Annotated in this window: 14 protein-coding genes and 1 tRNA gene; 10 read left to right on the forward strand and 5 right to left on the reverse strand. The window is 71.6% G+C overall.

The window, feature by feature from the left end; translation table 11 throughout:
• Positions 1 to 32 precede the first annotated feature (32 nt).
• From FHY02_RS10485 to FHY02_RS10495, 3 genes are all read right to left on the reverse strand, one after another.
• Positions 33 to 545 carry a hypothetical protein gene (locus FHY02_RS10485; RefSeq protein ID WP_183921865.1) on the reverse strand — a complete coding sequence of 171 codons (513 nt, stop codon included), beginning with the start codon at positions 543 to 545 and terminating at the stop codon, positions 33 to 35.
• A gap of 268 nt (positions 546 to 813) precedes the next feature.
• A tRNA-Gly gene (locus FHY02_RS10490) sits at positions 814 to 887 on the reverse strand.
• A gap of 239 nt (positions 888 to 1,126) precedes the next feature.
• Positions 1,127 to 1,717 (reverse strand): energy transducer TonB, encoded by a 591-nt coding sequence (locus tag FHY02_RS10495; RefSeq protein WP_183921866.1) that lies wholly within the window; start codon positions 1,715 to 1,717, stop codon positions 1,127 to 1,129.
• A 217-nt stretch (positions 1,718 to 1,934) separates the two neighbouring features.
• Here FHY02_RS10495 and FHY02_RS10500 point away from each other — a divergent pair, with 217 nt between their 5' ends.
• The 4 genes from FHY02_RS10500 (at position 1,935) to FHY02_RS10515 (ending at position 7,294) form a co-directional block, all read left to right on the forward strand.
• Positions 1,935 to 4,166, forward strand: a complete 2,232-nt coding sequence (locus FHY02_RS10500; protein ID WP_183921867.1) for a TonB-dependent siderophore receptor — start codon at positions 1,935 to 1,937, stop codon at positions 4,164 to 4,166.
• 288 nt (positions 4,167 to 4,454) lie between these two features.
• Positions 4,455 to 4,934 (forward strand): DUF1440 domain-containing protein, encoded by a 480-nt coding sequence (locus FHY02_RS10505; protein WP_183921868.1) that lies wholly within the window; start codon positions 4,455 to 4,457, stop codon positions 4,932 to 4,934.
• A 391-nt stretch (positions 4,935 to 5,325) separates the two neighbouring features.
• On the forward strand, positions 5,326 to 6,249 hold the full coding sequence (locus tag FHY02_RS10510) for a UDP-2,3-diacylglucosamine diphosphatase (protein ID WP_183921869.1): 924 nt from the start codon (positions 5,326 to 5,328) through the stop codon (positions 6,247 to 6,249).
• Positions 6,250 to 6,259: 10 nt separating this feature from the next.
• Entirely contained in the window at positions 6,260 to 7,294 is a 1,035-nt protein-coding gene (locus FHY02_RS10515) for a glycosyltransferase family 1 protein (protein ID WP_183921870.1), read from the forward strand.
• A gap of 233 nt (positions 7,295 to 7,527) precedes the next feature.
• Here FHY02_RS10515 and FHY02_RS10520 read toward each other — a convergent pair whose 3' ends face one another.
• Positions 7,528 to 8,202, reverse strand: a complete 675-nt coding sequence (locus tag FHY02_RS10520; protein ID WP_183921871.1) for a cation transporter — start codon at positions 8,200 to 8,202, stop codon at positions 7,528 to 7,530.
• A 65-nt stretch (positions 8,203 to 8,267) separates the two neighbouring features.
• Here FHY02_RS10520 and FHY02_RS10525 point away from each other — a divergent pair, with 65 nt between their 5' ends.
• The 6 genes from FHY02_RS10525 to rdgB all read left to right on the forward strand — a co-directional run bounded on the left by FHY02_RS10525 (position 8,268) and on the right by rdgB (position 12,825).
• Positions 8,268 to 8,660, forward strand: coding sequence for a helix-turn-helix domain-containing protein (locus FHY02_RS10525; protein WP_183921872.1), 393 nt, complete (start codon positions 8,268 to 8,270; stop codon positions 8,658 to 8,660).
• A 131-nt stretch (positions 8,661 to 8,791) separates the two neighbouring features.
• Positions 8,792 to 9,472, forward strand: coding sequence for a DUF1013 domain-containing protein (locus FHY02_RS10530; RefSeq protein WP_183921873.1), 681 nt, complete (start codon positions 8,792 to 8,794; stop codon positions 9,470 to 9,472).
• Between the two features lie 441 nt (positions 9,473 to 9,913).
• The gene (locus FHY02_RS10535; protein WP_132909714.1) at positions 9,914 to 10,684 is read left to right on the forward strand and encodes a 3'-5' exonuclease; all 771 of its coding nucleotides are present in this window, start codon (positions 9,914 to 9,916) and stop codon (positions 10,682 to 10,684) included.
• 154 nt (positions 10,685 to 10,838) lie between these two features.
• Positions 10,839 to 11,288 carry a TM2 domain-containing protein gene (locus FHY02_RS10540; protein WP_183921874.1) on the forward strand — a complete coding sequence of 150 codons (450 nt, stop codon included), beginning with the start codon at positions 10,839 to 10,841 and terminating at the stop codon, positions 11,286 to 11,288.
• Positions 11,289 to 11,488: 200 nt separating this feature from the next.
• Complete coding sequence (gene rph, locus FHY02_RS10545) at positions 11,489 to 12,202, forward strand: ribonuclease PH (RefSeq protein ID WP_183921875.1); 714 nt, start codon at positions 11,489 to 11,491, stop codon at positions 12,200 to 12,202.
• Entirely contained in the window at positions 12,199 to 12,825 is a 627-nt protein-coding gene (gene rdgB / locus FHY02_RS10550) for an RdgB/HAM1 family non-canonical purine NTP pyrophosphatase (protein ID WP_183921876.1), read from the forward strand. The genes rph and rdgB overlap by 4 nt, the downstream gene beginning before the upstream one ends.
• A gap of 453 nt (positions 12,826 to 13,278) precedes the next feature.
• On the opposite strand, the gene FHY02_RS10555 is transcribed toward rdgB, so the two are convergent.
• Positions 13,279 to 15,645: a membrane-bound PQQ-dependent dehydrogenase, glucose/quinate/shikimate family gene (locus FHY02_RS10555; protein WP_183921877.1), complete on the reverse strand. Its 2,367-nt coding sequence runs from the start codon at positions 15,643 to 15,645 to the stop codon at positions 13,279 to 13,281.
• Positions 15,646 to 15,960 lie beyond the last annotated feature (315 nt).

The raw sequence follows: 15,960 nt of genomic DNA on the forward strand, positions 1-15,960 counted from the left end.
GCGACGGATGCAGGGGGGCTTACGGGAACCTGTCAGGTCTCTCGATGAAAGACCCGCCTGAAGACGATCGGTGTCGAGAGATGCGGGACGATCATGGTGGTCTCTTCCTCCAGATCCCGACCGACGGTGCGATAGGTGGTCGTCCGATCGCTGTCCTCGCCGCGGAACCTTATGGAGAGCGCGTCACCATCCCTTCTTGCCGATACCTGAAAGACAAGAACGTCGGTCAGCTTCCACGTGACCGGCTCTTCACCGATCCAGAGGGTGATGGGTGCCTTGGCATCATAAGCGATCCCGATCCGATCCCCTGCGGTCGATATTCTGATCCGGGATACGGCAACAGACTTGCGCAGCCTCATGCGAGCGGTGATCCGTGTCGAGTTGGGAAGGCCCTCGGTCGCGCTGTCGATCGCCTCGAAGGCGTGGTCGCTCCGTAGGTCTCCACCATAGATGCCCGACGCCACGCCCTGCGCTGGGCTCGCGGCGCCTGAGCCACAGCCCAGGAAGGCAGCGCCGACCGCGGCTGACACAATCCACTGACGCATCTCGCACTCCTCGGATCCCGCTGTCGGGCTCGACGGTTGTGGTGGCACTTGAGGCTAGCACACGGTCCTCTTGCGTCATACGGGATCGAGGACCTGGCTCCGGTTGCCGAGCACGTGAGTTGGCGAAGAGCTGTCCTGTAGGGGGAGCTGAGCATCACTGCCTGATGTTTCGATCGGCGAACTCGGAAGCGGAGCGGCCGCTCCTCGCGATACTCAAACGGTTCGCCCGGTGGATCAGCTCTCGCCGCCGCGACGCTCCACTCCAGGGTGGAGCGGGTAACGGGAATCGAACCCGTGTATTCAGCTTGGAAGGCTGCTGCACTACCATTGTGCTATACCCGCATACCCGCGGGAAGGCGCCGCTTTCTGGCTTTTCCCACCGGCCGTTCCAACGTCCGCTATGTTGGCTTTCCAGCATCCCGCCGGATGGAACGAGCGGCGTCATACCCAGCCGCCGGCAGCGGCACAAGCCGTCCCATGGCGGTCGGGCCGCCGATACCGAGCGGCGTCACCCCAGCACACCGGGCGGTGCCGGACCACGCCCTGCCGCGCGGCGCGGCGGGACGTGGCCGAGCGGGCGATCAGCTCGCCGCCGCCCCGATCATGACGACCGCGGCGAGCCGCTCCGGTCCGGCCGTCGCGCGCGCGAGGCGGATCTCCCTGCGCAGCAATGTCAGCTTGTTCCTGTAGTCGAGGTAATCAGAGGCGAAGATGATATTGGCCTGGACCGTCGGGGCCGCACCCGCGCCCCACGCGAGCGCGGGGAGCTCGCCTAACCGGCCGATCGCACGCAGCGCGACTCGGTCCAACCGACGGTCCTTCGAGGTCCGCGCGAGGGTGGGGGCCACGGGCCGATGGCGCTCGTTCAGCGTGAACCGGACCGACACGATGCCGCCCGACGCGGGATCGTTCGTCCACAGCGGCTCGTGTTGTCGCAGCAGCTCCGCCTCGAGCCGCCGCGTCACCGCGGCGGCCCAGCGTTCGCGTGGCAGCTGGTCTCCCCTCACCGTCACCTCTCCCTGCGGCGGCTGCGCCGGGGCGGTCGACGGGAACGACGCACAGACCGCGGCGATCACTATCGAACAATGCTTCATGACGATCTCCAGTTCATGGATGATCGGCCAGGACGCGCGACCAGTTTCTGCGTGAACTCTAGACGCCTTGGTCGACAAGAAGCGGCGGTCGCTACGATCCCGCTCCTCTGCCCTTATAGCACGCCGGCGAGCACGATGAAAGAGAGTCCGGATCGGACCTTTCTGGCAGGATCGGTGTCGCTTTTCCTGACGCAGATGGGCGGACGCCCGCGCTCGCGACGGCTCCAACACTCGTGACAAGCTATTGATACTCGTTCGCACAAGCGATAGAGCCCAGATCGGAAGGGGTTCTCACATGCATCATCGTCTCGTCCGCGCCTTGCTCGCCGCCAGCGCGCTCTGCCCGCTCCCGGCGCTCGCCGCCGCGCCCGACTCGCCGCTCGTCCCCGCCGCGACCGACGCCGCCGTCGACTCCGCCGCCACCACCGCCGCCCCCGACCAGCAGCAGGTCGGCGACGACGTCGTCGTCACCGGGGTGCAGACGCGCGACATCGCCTCCTCCGCCACCAAGAGCAGCGCGCCGCTGGCGCAGACGCCGCAGTCGGTCAGCGTCGTCACCGCCGCGGACATCGCCGGGCTCGGGCTGCAGAACCTCAACCAGGCGCTGCGCTTCGTCGCCGGCGTCACGCCCGAGACGCGCGGCTCCAGCGCGGAGGTGTACGACCAGTTCAAGCTGCGCGGCTTCGACGCCGCGGTGTTCCTCGACGGGCTGCGCCAGTTCGGCAGCCCGACCGGCTATGTCTCGCCCCAGGTCGACGTGTCGCGGCTCGACCGGTTCGAGGTGCTCAAGGGCCCCGCCTCGGTGCTCTACGGCCAGTCCTCGCCGGGCGGGCTGGTGGCGCAGTCGAGCAAGCTGCCGGTCGACGCGCCGCTCTACGGCGCGGTCGCGGCGAGCTACGGCACCTTCGACCTCTACCGCGTCGACGCCGACATCGGCGGGCGCGCGGGCGAGAGCGTGCTGTGGCGCGTCTACGGCAGCGTCAACGGCGCCGACACGCAGCAGCGCTTCAGCCGGCGCGAGCGCCAGACCATCTCGGGCGCGGTGACGCTCGGCGCGGGCGGCGCCACCACGCTGACGCTGCTGGGCAATTACTCGCACGATCCGCACAACGGCGCCTATGGCGTGTTCCCCGCGCTCGGCACGCTGATCGACAATCCCAACGGCCGGCTGTCGACTCGCTTCGACGGCGGCGAGGCGGGCAACCGCTGGCGCCGCGAGCAGGCGTCGGGCACCTATATCTTCCGCCACGACTTCGGCGGCGGATGGAGCTTCCGCGCCTCGGGCCGCTACCAGAACGTCACCGCGCGGCTGGGCTTGATCTACGTCAGCGGCGCGCCCGCGGACGCGGGGCTGCGCGTCTACAATCGCGCCTCCTATGCCACCGACGAGGAGCTCGACAACTGGACCTATGACAACCAGCTCAGCGGCGCCTTCCGCACCGGCCCGATCGAGCACCAGCTGCTGATCGGCGTCGACCGCCAGGTGGCGCACTCGACCGAGCTCTACGCCTTCGGCAGCGCGCCGGCGCTGGACGTCTATCAGCCGGTCTACGGCACGGTCGCGACGCCGCAGACCCCCGCGACGGTCCCCACCCCGTTCGGCGGCAATTACGACACGCGCCAGCGCCAGCAGGGCGTGTACGCGCAGGACCAGCTCTCGCTCGGCGCGCTGCGCGTGACGCTCGGCGGGCGGCAGGACTGGGCCTATGCGCGCGAGCGCACCCAGTCCGGGTCGACGCAACGCGACGAGAAGTTCACGTGGCGCGCCGCCGCGCTGTACACGCTGCCGTTCGGGCTGGCGCCGTACGTGAGCTATTCCACCTCGTTCCAGCCGCAGAGCGGCCAGGTGCTACGCGACGACGGCACGCCCGGCCTGCCCGACCCGTCGCTCGGCAAGCAGATCGAGGCGGGCGCCAAGTTCAGCGTGCCCGGCACGCCGATCCTGCTCAGCGCCGCCTGGTTCCGCATCGACCAGACCAACGTGCTGACCTCCACACCCGATTTCACCGTGTCGCGGCAGACCGGCGAGGTGCGCTCCACCGGCGTCGAGCTGGAGGGCTTCGCGCCGCTCGGCCACGGCTTCACGGTGCGCGGCGCCTTCAGCCGCCAGCGCGTGCGCGTGACGAGCGACCCGCAGGATCCGTCGCGCGTCGGCCGCGGGCTGGAGACGGTCGGGCGCGGCGGCACCTCGGTCAACCTCGACTGGACCGCGCCCGGCGGCCCCTTCACCGGCCTGACGCTGGGCGGCGCGCTGCGCCACGCCGACGAGGCCTATGCGGGCGTCTATACGCCGAGCTTCGGCGAGGCGGCGGCGGGGCCGCGCAACAGCCCGGGCTATACCGTCTACGACGCGCTGGTGCGCTACGACCTCGGCGCCGCGGCGCCGGGGCTGCGCGGGCTGAGCCTGGCTGTCAACGCCACCAACATCTTCGACAAGAGCTATCTCACCTCCTGCTTCGCCAATTACCAATGGTGCTGGTACGGCAACCGCCGCACCGTGCAGGCGACGCTGGGGTGGAAGTTCTGACGGACTGAGTCATCAGGCGCTGAGATCCTCCCCGCACGGCGGGGAGGGGGACCGCCGCGCGCAGCGCGGTGGTGGAGGGGGGTGGCCACGCAGCGCAGCGTTGGCAGGGGAGCCTCATCCACGAGGCGCTGCGCTCGCGGAAAGCCCCCTCCACCAGCCTGCGGCTGGTCCCCCTCCCCGCTTGGCGGGGAGGATTGAGTCCTCTCCGCCAAGCGGGGAGGATCGCACCTGCCCGCACCCGCTCCCCGCCCTCGCGCGTTGCGCCCTCCGCCACCATCGGAGACCCTCATGCGCTCGCTCCTCACCACCGTCGCGATCGGCCTCGGCGCCGGGCTTGTCGCCTCCTTCGCGATGGACCGGTTCCAGGCGGCCGCCGCCCCCGCGCTGGGGCAGAGCGGCGGCAACGACGATCCCGCCACGGTCAAGGCCGCCGACAGCGTCAGCCAGGTCGTCGAGGGGCGGCCGGTGACGCAGAAGTACCGCCGGCTCGCGGGGGGCGCGATGCACTATGGCGTCGGCGCCGCACTCGGGGTTGGCTATGTCGCCGCGGCGGAGCGCTGGCCCGAGACCGCGACCGGCTTCGGCCTGCCGTTCGGCGCGATGACGATGCTGCTGCTCGACGACCTGCTCGTCCCCGCCGCTGGCTGGGGGCCGTGGCCCGAGGCGGAGGCGAAGGGCAATCTCTACACGCTGGCGTCGCACCTCGTCTTCGCCGCCACGGTGGAGGGTGTCCGCCGCGGCACCGACGCGCTGCTCGACCGCGACTGAGCGGGCGGACGGGCGGGCGAGACCGCGGCCAGATCCTGAAGGTGCGAGGCCGCGTCTTCGGCCTCTCCGTGCGATGTTCCCGCCCCACGCCACGCCGTTCGTGCTGGGGAGGCGCTGAGCCTGTCGGAGCGCCGTCTCGAAGCACATGCCGTCCCGCTTGTGGCGCCGCTTCGAGACTGAGCTTCGACGAGCTCAGCCGCTCCTCAGCGCGAACGGAAACGGGAGGATGCGAGCGGACGCCGCCCTGACCCGCCCCCACATCGGGTCGCCGCGCCGCCCCGCCCCCTCGGCGTGACGCCGAACCGTCACGGCAGCGTCACCCGCGCGTCAAGCCGCGGTGACACACGTGTCACATGCGCGGCGTAGAACGGGGCAGCGAGGGAGGGCTGCCATGCCGACGACGGTTCACTCGATCAGCGCGCTCACTGCGGGCCTGCCGCTGGGCGACATCGCCGATCTGTTCGACGCCGAGGGGCGGCCTCATCGGCCCGAGCACGTCACCGGCGCGCGCCGCCGCTACCGCACCGTGTGGATCAGCGACGTGCATCTCGGCACGCGCGGCTGCAACGCCGACATGCTGATCGACTTCCTCGACCATGTCGACAGCGCGACCATGTACCTGGTCGGCGACATCATCGACGGCTGGCAGCTCAAGAAGCGCTTCTACTGGCCCGCCGCGCACAATGACGTGATCTGGCGGCTGATGAAGCGCGCGCGCCGCGGCACGCGGATGGTCTATATCCCGGGCAACCACGACGAGATGTTCCGCCAGTTCGCCGGGCTCGACTTCGGCGGCATCCAGATCCGCCGCAAGGCGATCCACGAGACCGCCGACGGCCGCCGCCTGCTGGTGCTCCACGGCGACGAGTTCGACGCGATCACCTTGTCGCACCGCTGGCTCGCGCATGTCGGCGACGCGGCGTACACGATGCTGATGGCGCTCAACCGCTGGGTCAGCGCGGTGCGGCGACGCTGGGGCATGCCCTATTGGTCGCTCAGCAAGCACGCCAAGGCCAAGGTGAAGAACGCGGTGGCGTTCATCTCACGTTTCGAGGAGATCGTCGCCGAGGCGGCGGGCAGCCGCGGCGTGCAGGGCGTGGTGTGCGGCCATATCCACACCGCCGAGATGCGCGAGATCGCGGGCGTGGCCTATTACAACGACGGCGACTGGGTCGAGGGCTGCACCGCGCTGGTCGAGCATCACGACGGGCGGATGGAGATCCTCGACTGGGGCGAGGAGATGCGCCGGCGCGAGCAGCGCCCCGCGGTCGCGCTCGCCGCCCCGGTGCCCGCGCCCGCGGCGCTCGCCGCCTGAGCCGCGCGCGATGCGGATCGCGATCGTCACCGATGCCTGGGCGCCGCAGGTCAACGGCGTGGTGCGCACGCTGGAGGCGGTGATCGCCGAGCTGCGCGCGGGCGGGCACGAGGTGCTGGTGGTCTCGCCCAGCGGCGCGCCGTCGCTGCCCTGCCCGACCTATCCCGAGATCCGGCTCGCGCTGATGACCCCCGCGGCGGTGGGGCGGCGGATCACGGCGTTCGGCGCCGAGGCGGTGCATATCGCCACCGAGGGCCCGCTCGGCCTCTCGGCGCGGCGCTGGTGCCGCGCCCGGCGCCTGCCCTTCACCACCGCCTATCACACGCAATTCCCGGACTATGTCGCGGCGCGCACCGGCGCGGACCCGGAATGGGTGTGGCGCTACGTGCGCTGGTTCCACGATCCCGCGGCGGCGGTGCTCGTCTCCACCGCCACGATCGAGCGCACGCTGCGCACGCACGGGCTGACGCGGGTGAAGCGCTGGGGCCGCGGCGTCGGCCCGGCGTTCCGGCCCGAGGGCGCGATGGCGCCGCGGATGGCGGCGGCGCGGGCGGCGGGCGGCGCGCCGGTGCTGCTCCACGTCGGCCGCGTCGCGGTGGAGAAGAACGTCGAGGCCTTCCTCGCCGTCGACGCGCCCGGCACGAAGGTGGTGGTGGGCGACGGCCCGGCGCGCGCCGCGCTCGAGCGCCGCTTTCCCGACGCCTTGTTCCTCGGCACGCTGTTCGGCGACGACCTCGCCGCGGCCTATCGCGCCGCCGACGTGCTGGTCTTCCCGAGCCGCACCGACACGTTCGGGCTGGTGATGATCGAGGCGCTGGCGTGCGGCACGCCGGTGGCGGCCTATCCGGTGCCCGGCCCAGTCGACGTGCTGGCCGCCGCCACCGGCGCGATGGCGGAGCGGCTGGACGAGGCGATCGCGCGCGCGCTGACGCTCGACCGCGCCGCCTGCGCGGCGGCGGGGGCGGGCTTCACCTGGGCGGCGAGCGCGCGCCAGTTCCTCGACGCACTCGCGCCGTTCGGGGCGACGCTGCGGATGGTGGCGTAAGGTTCGATCCATCGACGCTGAAGCGTGTCGCGGCGACGCCGGAGCCCAGCGCTGCGAGAACGGCGTTCGCGGCACTGGACTGCTGCTGGGGCAGGCGCTGTCTCGGGTATCGAACGTGGCGGATCATGCTCCGGGCGAACCAGAGCGCGACGAGCCTTTCGCCTATGGCTCCCCGCACGGCGCGGGCGTGACGCCTCCGACCGCGCCGACGTCACCGCGCCTCCGTGCCGCCGTCACGCGGTCTCGCCGACCTTCGCGTCCGCTGCCGGCACGGACCGATTTTCGCGCAGCTCGGTGAGCGCCTGTCGCATGATCTGCCCGCCACCGGACAGCCCCAGCCCGGCGAGGATCGCCGCGACGGCGATGTCGGGCCAGGCCGTCCGCGTGCCGAACACGCCGAGCGCGGCCGCAACCACCGCGACGTTGCCGATCGCGTCGTTGCGCGAGCAGATCCACACCGAGCGGCGGTTGGCCTCGCCGTGGCGGTGGCGCCAGAGCAGTGCGGCGCAGAGCAGGTTGGCCACCAGCGCGAGCGCGCCGATCGCGCCCATCGTCTCGGCCTTCGGCAGCGTGCCGCGGAGCGCCATCCAGACGGTGCTGCCGAGGATCCAGGCGCCGAGCAGCAGCAGCGAGCCGCCCTTCGCCAGCGCCGCCCGCGCCCGCCAACGCGGCGCCGATCCCGCGACTCCCAGGCTGATCGCGTAATTCGCGGTGTCGCCGAGGAAGTCGAGCGCGTCCGCCCTGAGCGACACCGATCCCGCCGAGACCCCGGCCGCGATCTCGATCATGAACATGCCGGCGTTGAGCGCCAGCGCGATCCACAGCGCACGCCGCCACGGCCGGTCGTCCTGCCGCACCGCCGCCACCGCACATCCGCCGCAACAACCGCCGCAACAACCGCCCGCCATGTCGTCACCTCGTCTTCGTCCGGTGACGCTCCATCTAGGGTCTGTAGCAGCTACGGGGTCAAGCCATGTCCTACACGATCGGCGCGCTGGGCAAGGCCACCGACACCACGGTCGAGACGGTGCGTTACTATGAGCGGATCGGGCTCCTGCCGCGGCCGCCGCGCAGCGCCGGCAATTATCGCATCTACGGCACGGGAACGCTCGGCCGCCTCTCCTTCATCCGCCGCGCGCGCGCGCTCGGCTTCTCGCTCGACCAGGTCCGCGCGCTGCTCGGCCTCGCCGACGACCGACGCAACGATTGCGCCGGGATCGACCGGATCGCGGACGAGCATCTGCGCGAGGTGGAACGGAAGATCGCCGATCTCATCGCACTGCGCCGCGAGCTCAAGGCCGTGATCGAGTCGTGCGGCGGCGGCACCGTCGCCGACTGTCGCATCATCGAGGCGCTCGCACCCTAGCGGGCTCGCCCGTCGCCACCTGGGCCCGCCTCCACGCCCGCTTGCCCTCGCGCGCGCCAGGCACTAAGTCGTTCGGCAACAGGCGGCCGCTCCGGGAAGGGGCGGCCCTTTGCATTTATGGAGTATTCCGCATGGCCCAGCCGCTCATGCCCCACGCCACCGCTTCCTGGCTGGTCGACAACACCTCGCTCTCGTTCGAGCAGATCGCCGACTTCTGCGGGCTGCACATCCTCGAGGTCCAGGCGATCGCGGACGACACCGCCGCCACCAAGCTGACCGGGCGCGACCCCGTCCGCGCGCACGAGGTGACCCAGGAAGAGATCGACAAGGCGCAGGCCAGCCCCGCCTATCGCATGAAGATGACCAAGGGCCCCGACCAGGTACGCCGCACCAAGGGTCCGCGCTACACGCCGGTCAGCAAGCGCCAGGACAAGCCCGACGGCATCGCCTGGATCATCCGCAACCACCCCGAGATCAGCGACGGCGCGATCAGCAACCTGATCGGCACGACGCGCACCACCATCGCCGCGATCCGCGACCGCAGCCACTGGAACATCGGCAACATCACGCCGAAGGACCCGGTCACGCTCGGCCTCACCACGCAGCGCGAGCTCGACGCGGCGGTGGCCAAGGCGGCCAAGGCGGCGGGGATCGAGCAGCAGGCCAACGACCCGCGGCTCGACGGCGACCGCGAGGCGCTGATCGCCTCGCTCCGCGCCGAGCGCGAGCAGGCCGCACGCGACGCCGAGGCGGCCGAGGCGGGCGAGCTGCGCGGCCCGGTCTCGCCGTTCGAGGACCCGTTCCGGCGGTGAGTTGAGGCGGCAGGCCGGCGCGGTGATCCGGAGCGCTGCGCCCGCCGCCCCGCACCGGCGTCGCTGGTACCAAGGCGCTCACCGCTCCCCCCGTGCCGTCATCCTGAACTCGTTTCAGGATCCACTCGTCCGCACGCGCCCCCGCGAGTGCGTTCGACCTACCTCTTCCCGACTGTCAGCATGCTCCGGCGAACGCCGGAGCGCAGGGCCACCGATTTCAGCACGCGCGCACGGGTTAGCGCGGAGCGATCAGCCATCAGCAAGACGCGCGGCTGCCGCGGCGACGGACATGCTCGCGGCACCGTCGCTCGTGGCCATTACCGCCGGGATGCGCTGCCCGGTGGATCCTGGGACGAGCTCAGGATGACGGCAGGGGCAAGGGACATGCCCTCCCACCTCACGCTGGCAATCCCCCCGCCGCCGCCCCACATAGCGCGGCACATGAGCTACGCCCGTCGCCCGCAGCCGCAGATCGTCCGCGTCATCGACCTCGAGACCACCGGCTCCGCCCCGCCCGCGCACGCGGTGTGCGAGGTCGGCTGGCAGGACGTCGCGCTCGGCGCGGACGGGCGGTGGGAGCTGTACGGCGAGGGCGGCAACATCCTCGTCAACCCGGGCCGGCCGATGCCCGCGATCACCCAGGCGGTGCACCATATCCGCGACGAGGACGTCGCCGACGCGCCGTGGTGGCATGACGTCGCGCGGCAGGTGCTCGATCCCTATCCGCGCCGCGTCGCGCTGGCGGCGCACCGCTCGGCCTTCGAGGAGCAGTTCTGCACCCCCGCGCTGACCCATGGCGCCGACTGGATCTGCACCTGGAAGTGCGCGCTGCGGCTGTGGCCCGACAGCCCGAGCTTCTCCAACCAGGTGCTGCGCTACTGGCGCAAGCCCGCCGGGCTGGAACATGAGCGTGGCCTGCCCGCGCACCGTGCCTTCCCCGACGCCTATGTCACCGCGCATCACCTGCGCGACCAGCTCAACGAGGCCTCGGTCGCGCAGCTGATCCAGTGGACCAGCGAGCCCGGGCTGCTGCCGCGCGTCCGCTACGGCCCCGACCGCGGCAAGGAGTGGCGCGAGATCGAGGAGGAGAGCCTGGTCAAGTTCCTCACCGACCGCGACCCCGACGTGCGCTACACCGCCGAGACCGAGATGGCGCGACGCCGCGGCGGCGGCCATGTCGGCCGCATGACGCCGCAGGAACTGCTGCTGTAGGTTCCTCCTTCCGTGCTCCTGCGCTCGCGAGCTCGGGGCCACGAAGCGCGCGCGGCGCGGGAGCACGACGCGGGTGGGACAGTGCCCCCCCGGCTCCTCCCTTGCCTTTCGCGCGCGGCTGCGGGAACACCGGCGCGACACGACGGAGTCACGGATGCGCGGGCAGATACTCGGGGTCGACGTACGCAGCGGCGACGGGCTGGTCGCGGGCGAGGACGGCGAACGCTACACCTTCGCGCCCGAGGACTGGGCGCAGCACGGCGAGCCGATGCGCGGGCAGCTGGTCGACTTCGAGGCGGCGGCCGGGCGCGCGCGCAACGTCTTCCCGGTGCCGGTCGCGCCGGCCGCCGCGGCGCTGCCCGCCGCCGCCGCGCCGGCGCCGACCACCGATCGCAACAGATATATCGCCGCGGTACTGGCCTTCCTGTTCGGCATCTTCGGCATCCACCGCTTCTATCTCGGCCGGGTCACCTCGGGGATCATCATGGCGGTGCTGACCTTCACCGTGATCGGCGCGCTGGTGACGGTGCCGCTCTCGATCGTCGACATGGTGCGCTACCTCGTGATGTCCGACCGCGACTTCGCCGCGCGTTACGGACGGTAGCGATAGGGCGGAAGAGCGGAGTTCTCCCGCCCCTTCAGGGGAGCGCCGGGGTGGGGCGCTTCCTCAAGCGAAGCATCCGCGGCGAGGCCCCACCCCGCCCTCCCCCGAAGGGGAGGGAGTTCTTCCCCTCCCCGCAACCCGCTGGCGCGGCGGCGGCAACGCGGCTAGGGCCGGCACCGTCCGAGCTTGAGGAGAGTTTCATGCGCCCCAGCGGCCGCACCCCCGACCAGATGCGCGCGATCACGATCGAGCCGCGCTTCACGCGCCACGCCGAGGGATCGGTGCTGATCGGCTTCGGCGACACCAAGGTGCTGGTCACCGCCTCGGTCGAGGAGCGCGTGCCGCCGTTCCTGCGCGGCAAGGGCCAGGGCTGGGTCACCGCCGAGTACGGCATGCTGCCGCGCGCCACGCACACGCGCAGCAGCCGCGAGGCCGCCAAGGGCAAGCAGTCGGGCCGCACCCAGGAGATCCAGCGGCTGATCGGCCGTAGCTTGCGCGCCGTCACCGACATGGCGCTGCTCGGCGAACGCCAGATCACGCTCGACTGCGACGTGATCCAGGCCGACGGCGGCACCCGCACCGCCTCGATCTCGGGCGCCTGGGTGGCGCTGCGGCTCGCGGTGGACGCACTGCTCCGCGACGGCAAGCTCGCCGCCGACCCGATCCGCCAGAAGGTGGCGGCGGTGTCGTGCGGCATCTACCAGGGCAACCCCGTGCTCGACCTCGATTACGACGAGGATTCGAACGCCGACGCCGACGCCAATTTCGTGCTGCTCGAGAACGGCCATATCGCCGAGGCGCAGGCCACCGCCGAGCACGCCACCTATGACGAGGAGGCGCTGCTCCGCCTGCTGCGGCTGGCGCGGATCGGCTGCACCGACATCTTCGCCGCGCAGGCGAAGGCGGTCGCGTGAGCGGCGAGGGGAAGGAGCCGCAGGCGATCCGCAAGCTCGCCCCGGGCAAGCTCGTGATCGCCAGCCACAACCAGGGCAAGGTGCGCGAGATCGCCGCCCTGCTCGAGGGGCGCGGGCTCGACGTCGTCTCCGCGGGCGAGCTCGACCTGCCCGAGCCCGAGGAGACCGGCACCACCTTCGTGATGAACGCCGAGCTCAAGGCGCGCGCCGCGGCGGACCTGTCGGGGCTGCCCGCGCTGGCCGACGACAGCGGGCTGTGCGTCGACGCGCTGAACGGTGATCCCGGCATCTTCTCGGCGCGCTGGGGCGGCGAGAGCAAGGACTTCGGCCACGCGATGCGCCTGGTCGAGGACAAGCTCGCCGCGCTGCCCGACGCGCCGCGCACCGCGCATTTCGTCTGCGCGCTGGCGCTGGCCTGGCCCGACGGCCACGTCGAGTGGTTCGAGGGCCGCGTCGACGGGACGCTGGTGTGGCCGCCGCGCGGCGACAAGGGCCATGGCTACGACCCGGTGTTCCGCCCCGACGGGCACGACGCCACCTTCGGCGAGATGGACGAGCCGGCGAAGAACGAGATCAGCCATCGCGGCGACGCCTTCCGGCAGCTGGTCGCGGCGGTGTTCTGAGCCGGGCGACGCTCTTGCGCCGCTAGCGGGTCCCGACCCACGAGACCGCCCCGGCGCACGCCGGGGCTCAGGTGGGATGGCTTCGGCGGGACTCACGCACGTCCCCCGGCTGGACCCCGGCGTCCGCCGGGGTGGCGGCAGTGGGCTGAGTGGAGCTTCCTTCCGGCGCAGTGCCCCGACGGAGGCCGGGGCCCAGTCGGGAAGGCCGACGTGAGTTCCGCCAGCGTCTCTCACCTCGATCCGACAGACGCGCGGGTGGCGGCATCGGAGTGAGCGGAGCATCCCGCGCACCATGCTCCGGCGGGCGCCCGCGCCGGGTGACACGGCTCATGTTCGAGCCATCAGCCGCCCCCAACTGGGCCCCGGCCTTCGCCGGGGCACGAGCCTGCCGCCGCAGTTCACCGCCTCACCAAGCGGTTCGCCTCACCTCGGCACCCCGCCACATCCCCCTTCTCACGTCCGCGGCAACGCGTACGCCAGCGTGTAATCCCCGTACCGCGTCCCCAGCGCGCCGTGGCCGCCCGCGGTGATCACGACGTACTGCCGCCCGTCGCGCCCGCGATAGGTCATCGGCGTCGCCTGCGCGCCGGCGGGCAGTCGCGCCTTCCACACCACCTTGCCGGTGCTGAGATCGAAGGCGCGCAGATACTGGTCGGTGGTGGCGCCGATGAAGGCCAGCCCGCCCGCGGTGATGATCGAGCCGCCGAGGTTGGGCACGCCGGTCTTGAGCGGCACGCCGAGGTGCGAGCCGAACAGCCCGGTGTCGCGCGCGGTGCCCAGCACCTCGCGCCACAGCACCTTGCGCGTGCCGAGGTCGACCGCGGTGAGATGACCCCAGGGCGGCGCCACACAGGGCGCGCCGAAGATGCCGACCCACGCCTTGACCACCGCGACGTACGGCGTGTTGTACTGCGTCTGCAGCTGCGCCTGCATCGCGTTCTCGCCGCCCTGCTTCTGCTTCATCAGCTTCGCCGCGCGCGGGTCGTCGCGGCGCATCAGCCACAGCTTGAACGGCATCTCCATCGTGTTGACCGTCATCACCCCGCGCACCGGGTCAACCGCCGCGCCGCCCCAGTCGGTGACGCCGTCGAAGGCCGGGTGGCCGATGATCGGCTTGAGCCCCATCGGCTGGTAGATGCCGGTGCCCTGCGCGCGGCGGATGTCGATGCGGCAGAAGAGCTGGTCGATCGGCGTCGCGCCCCAGGTCGCCACCTCGGTGGGCGCGGGCGGGGTGAAGCTCGGCATGCCGGTCGAGAAGGGCTGGGTCGGCGACACTCGCACGCCCGGCGTCGCGCCGTCGGTGCGCACCTTGCGCTCGGTGATCGCGGCGATCGGCGCGCCGGTCAGCCGGTTGAGAAAGAACACCTGCCCCATCTTGGTGGTCTGGATCAGCGCCGGAATCACCTGACCGTTCGGTGCGCGATAGTCGAACAGCGACGGGCCGATCGGCAGGTCCATGTCCCACATGTCGCGGTGAACCAGCTGGCGCACCCAGCGCAGCTTGCCCGTCTGCGCCTCGAGCGCGACGATCGCGCTGCCGAAGCGGTCGTCGAACGGGCGGCGGTAGCCGATCCAGTAATCGGGCGAGGCGTTGCCGGTGCCGAGATAGACCAGGCCGTTGTCGGGGTCGGCGGTGATCGCGCCCCACACGTTGGGCGTGCCGCGGGTATAGACCTGCCCGGCGGGCAGCGGCGCGATCGCGTCGGGCGAGCGGCCGACGTCCCACGCCCAGACCGGCGCGCCCGAGACCGGGTCGTAGGCGCGCACCACGCCCGAGGGAATGTCGCGGTTGACGTTGTCGGTGATGCGCTCGCCGATGATCAGCCGGCCGTCCACCACGACCGGCGGCGTGGTGCCGATCTGGTCGGAGGGCTTGGACACGCCCATGTTGGCGCGCAGGTCGATCGCGCCGCCCTGGCCGAAGCTCGGGCACGGCCGGCCGGTGTCGGCGTCGAGCGCGACCAGCCGGGCGTCGAACGTCGGCGCGAAGATGCGGCGCGGGCAGGCGGTGCCGGCGGGCGCCTCGAAATAGGTGACGCCGCGGCAGACCAGATAGTTGTTGCCCTCGACCTTGGCGGCCTCGTGCCAGCTCCACTTGGTCCGGCCCGTGGTCGCGTCGATCGCCTGGACGAAGGAGTGCGGCGTGCAGGTGTAGAGCGTGTCGCCGATGTGGATCGGGGTCGATTCGGAGTGATATTCGCGTTTGTGCTCGGTCGCCTCGGCCGGCATCGGCAGGTCGCCGGTGCGCTGCGTCCAGGCGAGCTGGAGCTTGCCCACATTCTGCGGCGTGATGTCCGCCAGCGCGGAGTAGCGCCGCCCCGCGGACGTGCCGCCATAGTCGCGCCAGTCGGCGTCGGCCGCGCCGGTCGGTGCCGCGGCGAGCGCGCCGTTACCCGGCGCCGGCGCCTGCGCGGCGACATCCTGGTGACCGAGCATCAGCCCGAGCCCGGCGAGCGCGGCCACGCCCGCGGCCACCGCCGGCACCGCGCGCGAGCGGGCGCGCGGCCCGCGGCGCCAGCCGGTCAGCAGCACCAGCGCGAGCAGCACGGTCGGCGCGACCAGCCGCGGGATCAGCTGCAGTCCGTCGAGCCCGACCTCCCATATCGCCCACAGCAACGTGCCGACCCAGACCGCGACATAGAGCCAGCGCCCGGCCGGGTGGCCGCGCCCGAGCAACGCCCCGCTCGCCACCATCGCGATACCGGCGATGACGTAATACGGCGAGCCGCCGAGCGACGCGAGCACCCCGCCCGCGACCGCGAAGAACCCGCCGAGGATCGCGACGACCCATGCCAGCGCCACGGTGAGCAACCGCCCCATAACTCGCTTCCTCGTTGATCGAGAGCAAGAACGCGGCGGCGGACGAAAAGTAACGGGATGTTGCTAGCGGAGGGGGAGGTCGTTCGATCTCCGCGTTGCCGCTCCTCGCCTGGCCTCGCCGATCCGAGCCTGCGACCCGCAGGAGCCGCAAGGTCCTGTGCGCCCGCGGATGACTTCTGCTTGGCGTTCTGCTTGTCCGGCGTCTGTCCGCCGCTCCTCCTCTACGATCCTGTGCGGTGATCCTCCATCCTGAGCACCCAGATCAGAGATCCAGCCATGACGATGGATAGGAGCAACGCGGTTGCGCCGACCACC

This window comes from Sphingomonas sp. BK069 (assembly GCF_014193405.1).
Classification (GTDB): Bacteria; Pseudomonadota; Alphaproteobacteria; order Sphingomonadales; family Sphingomonadaceae; genus Sphingomonas.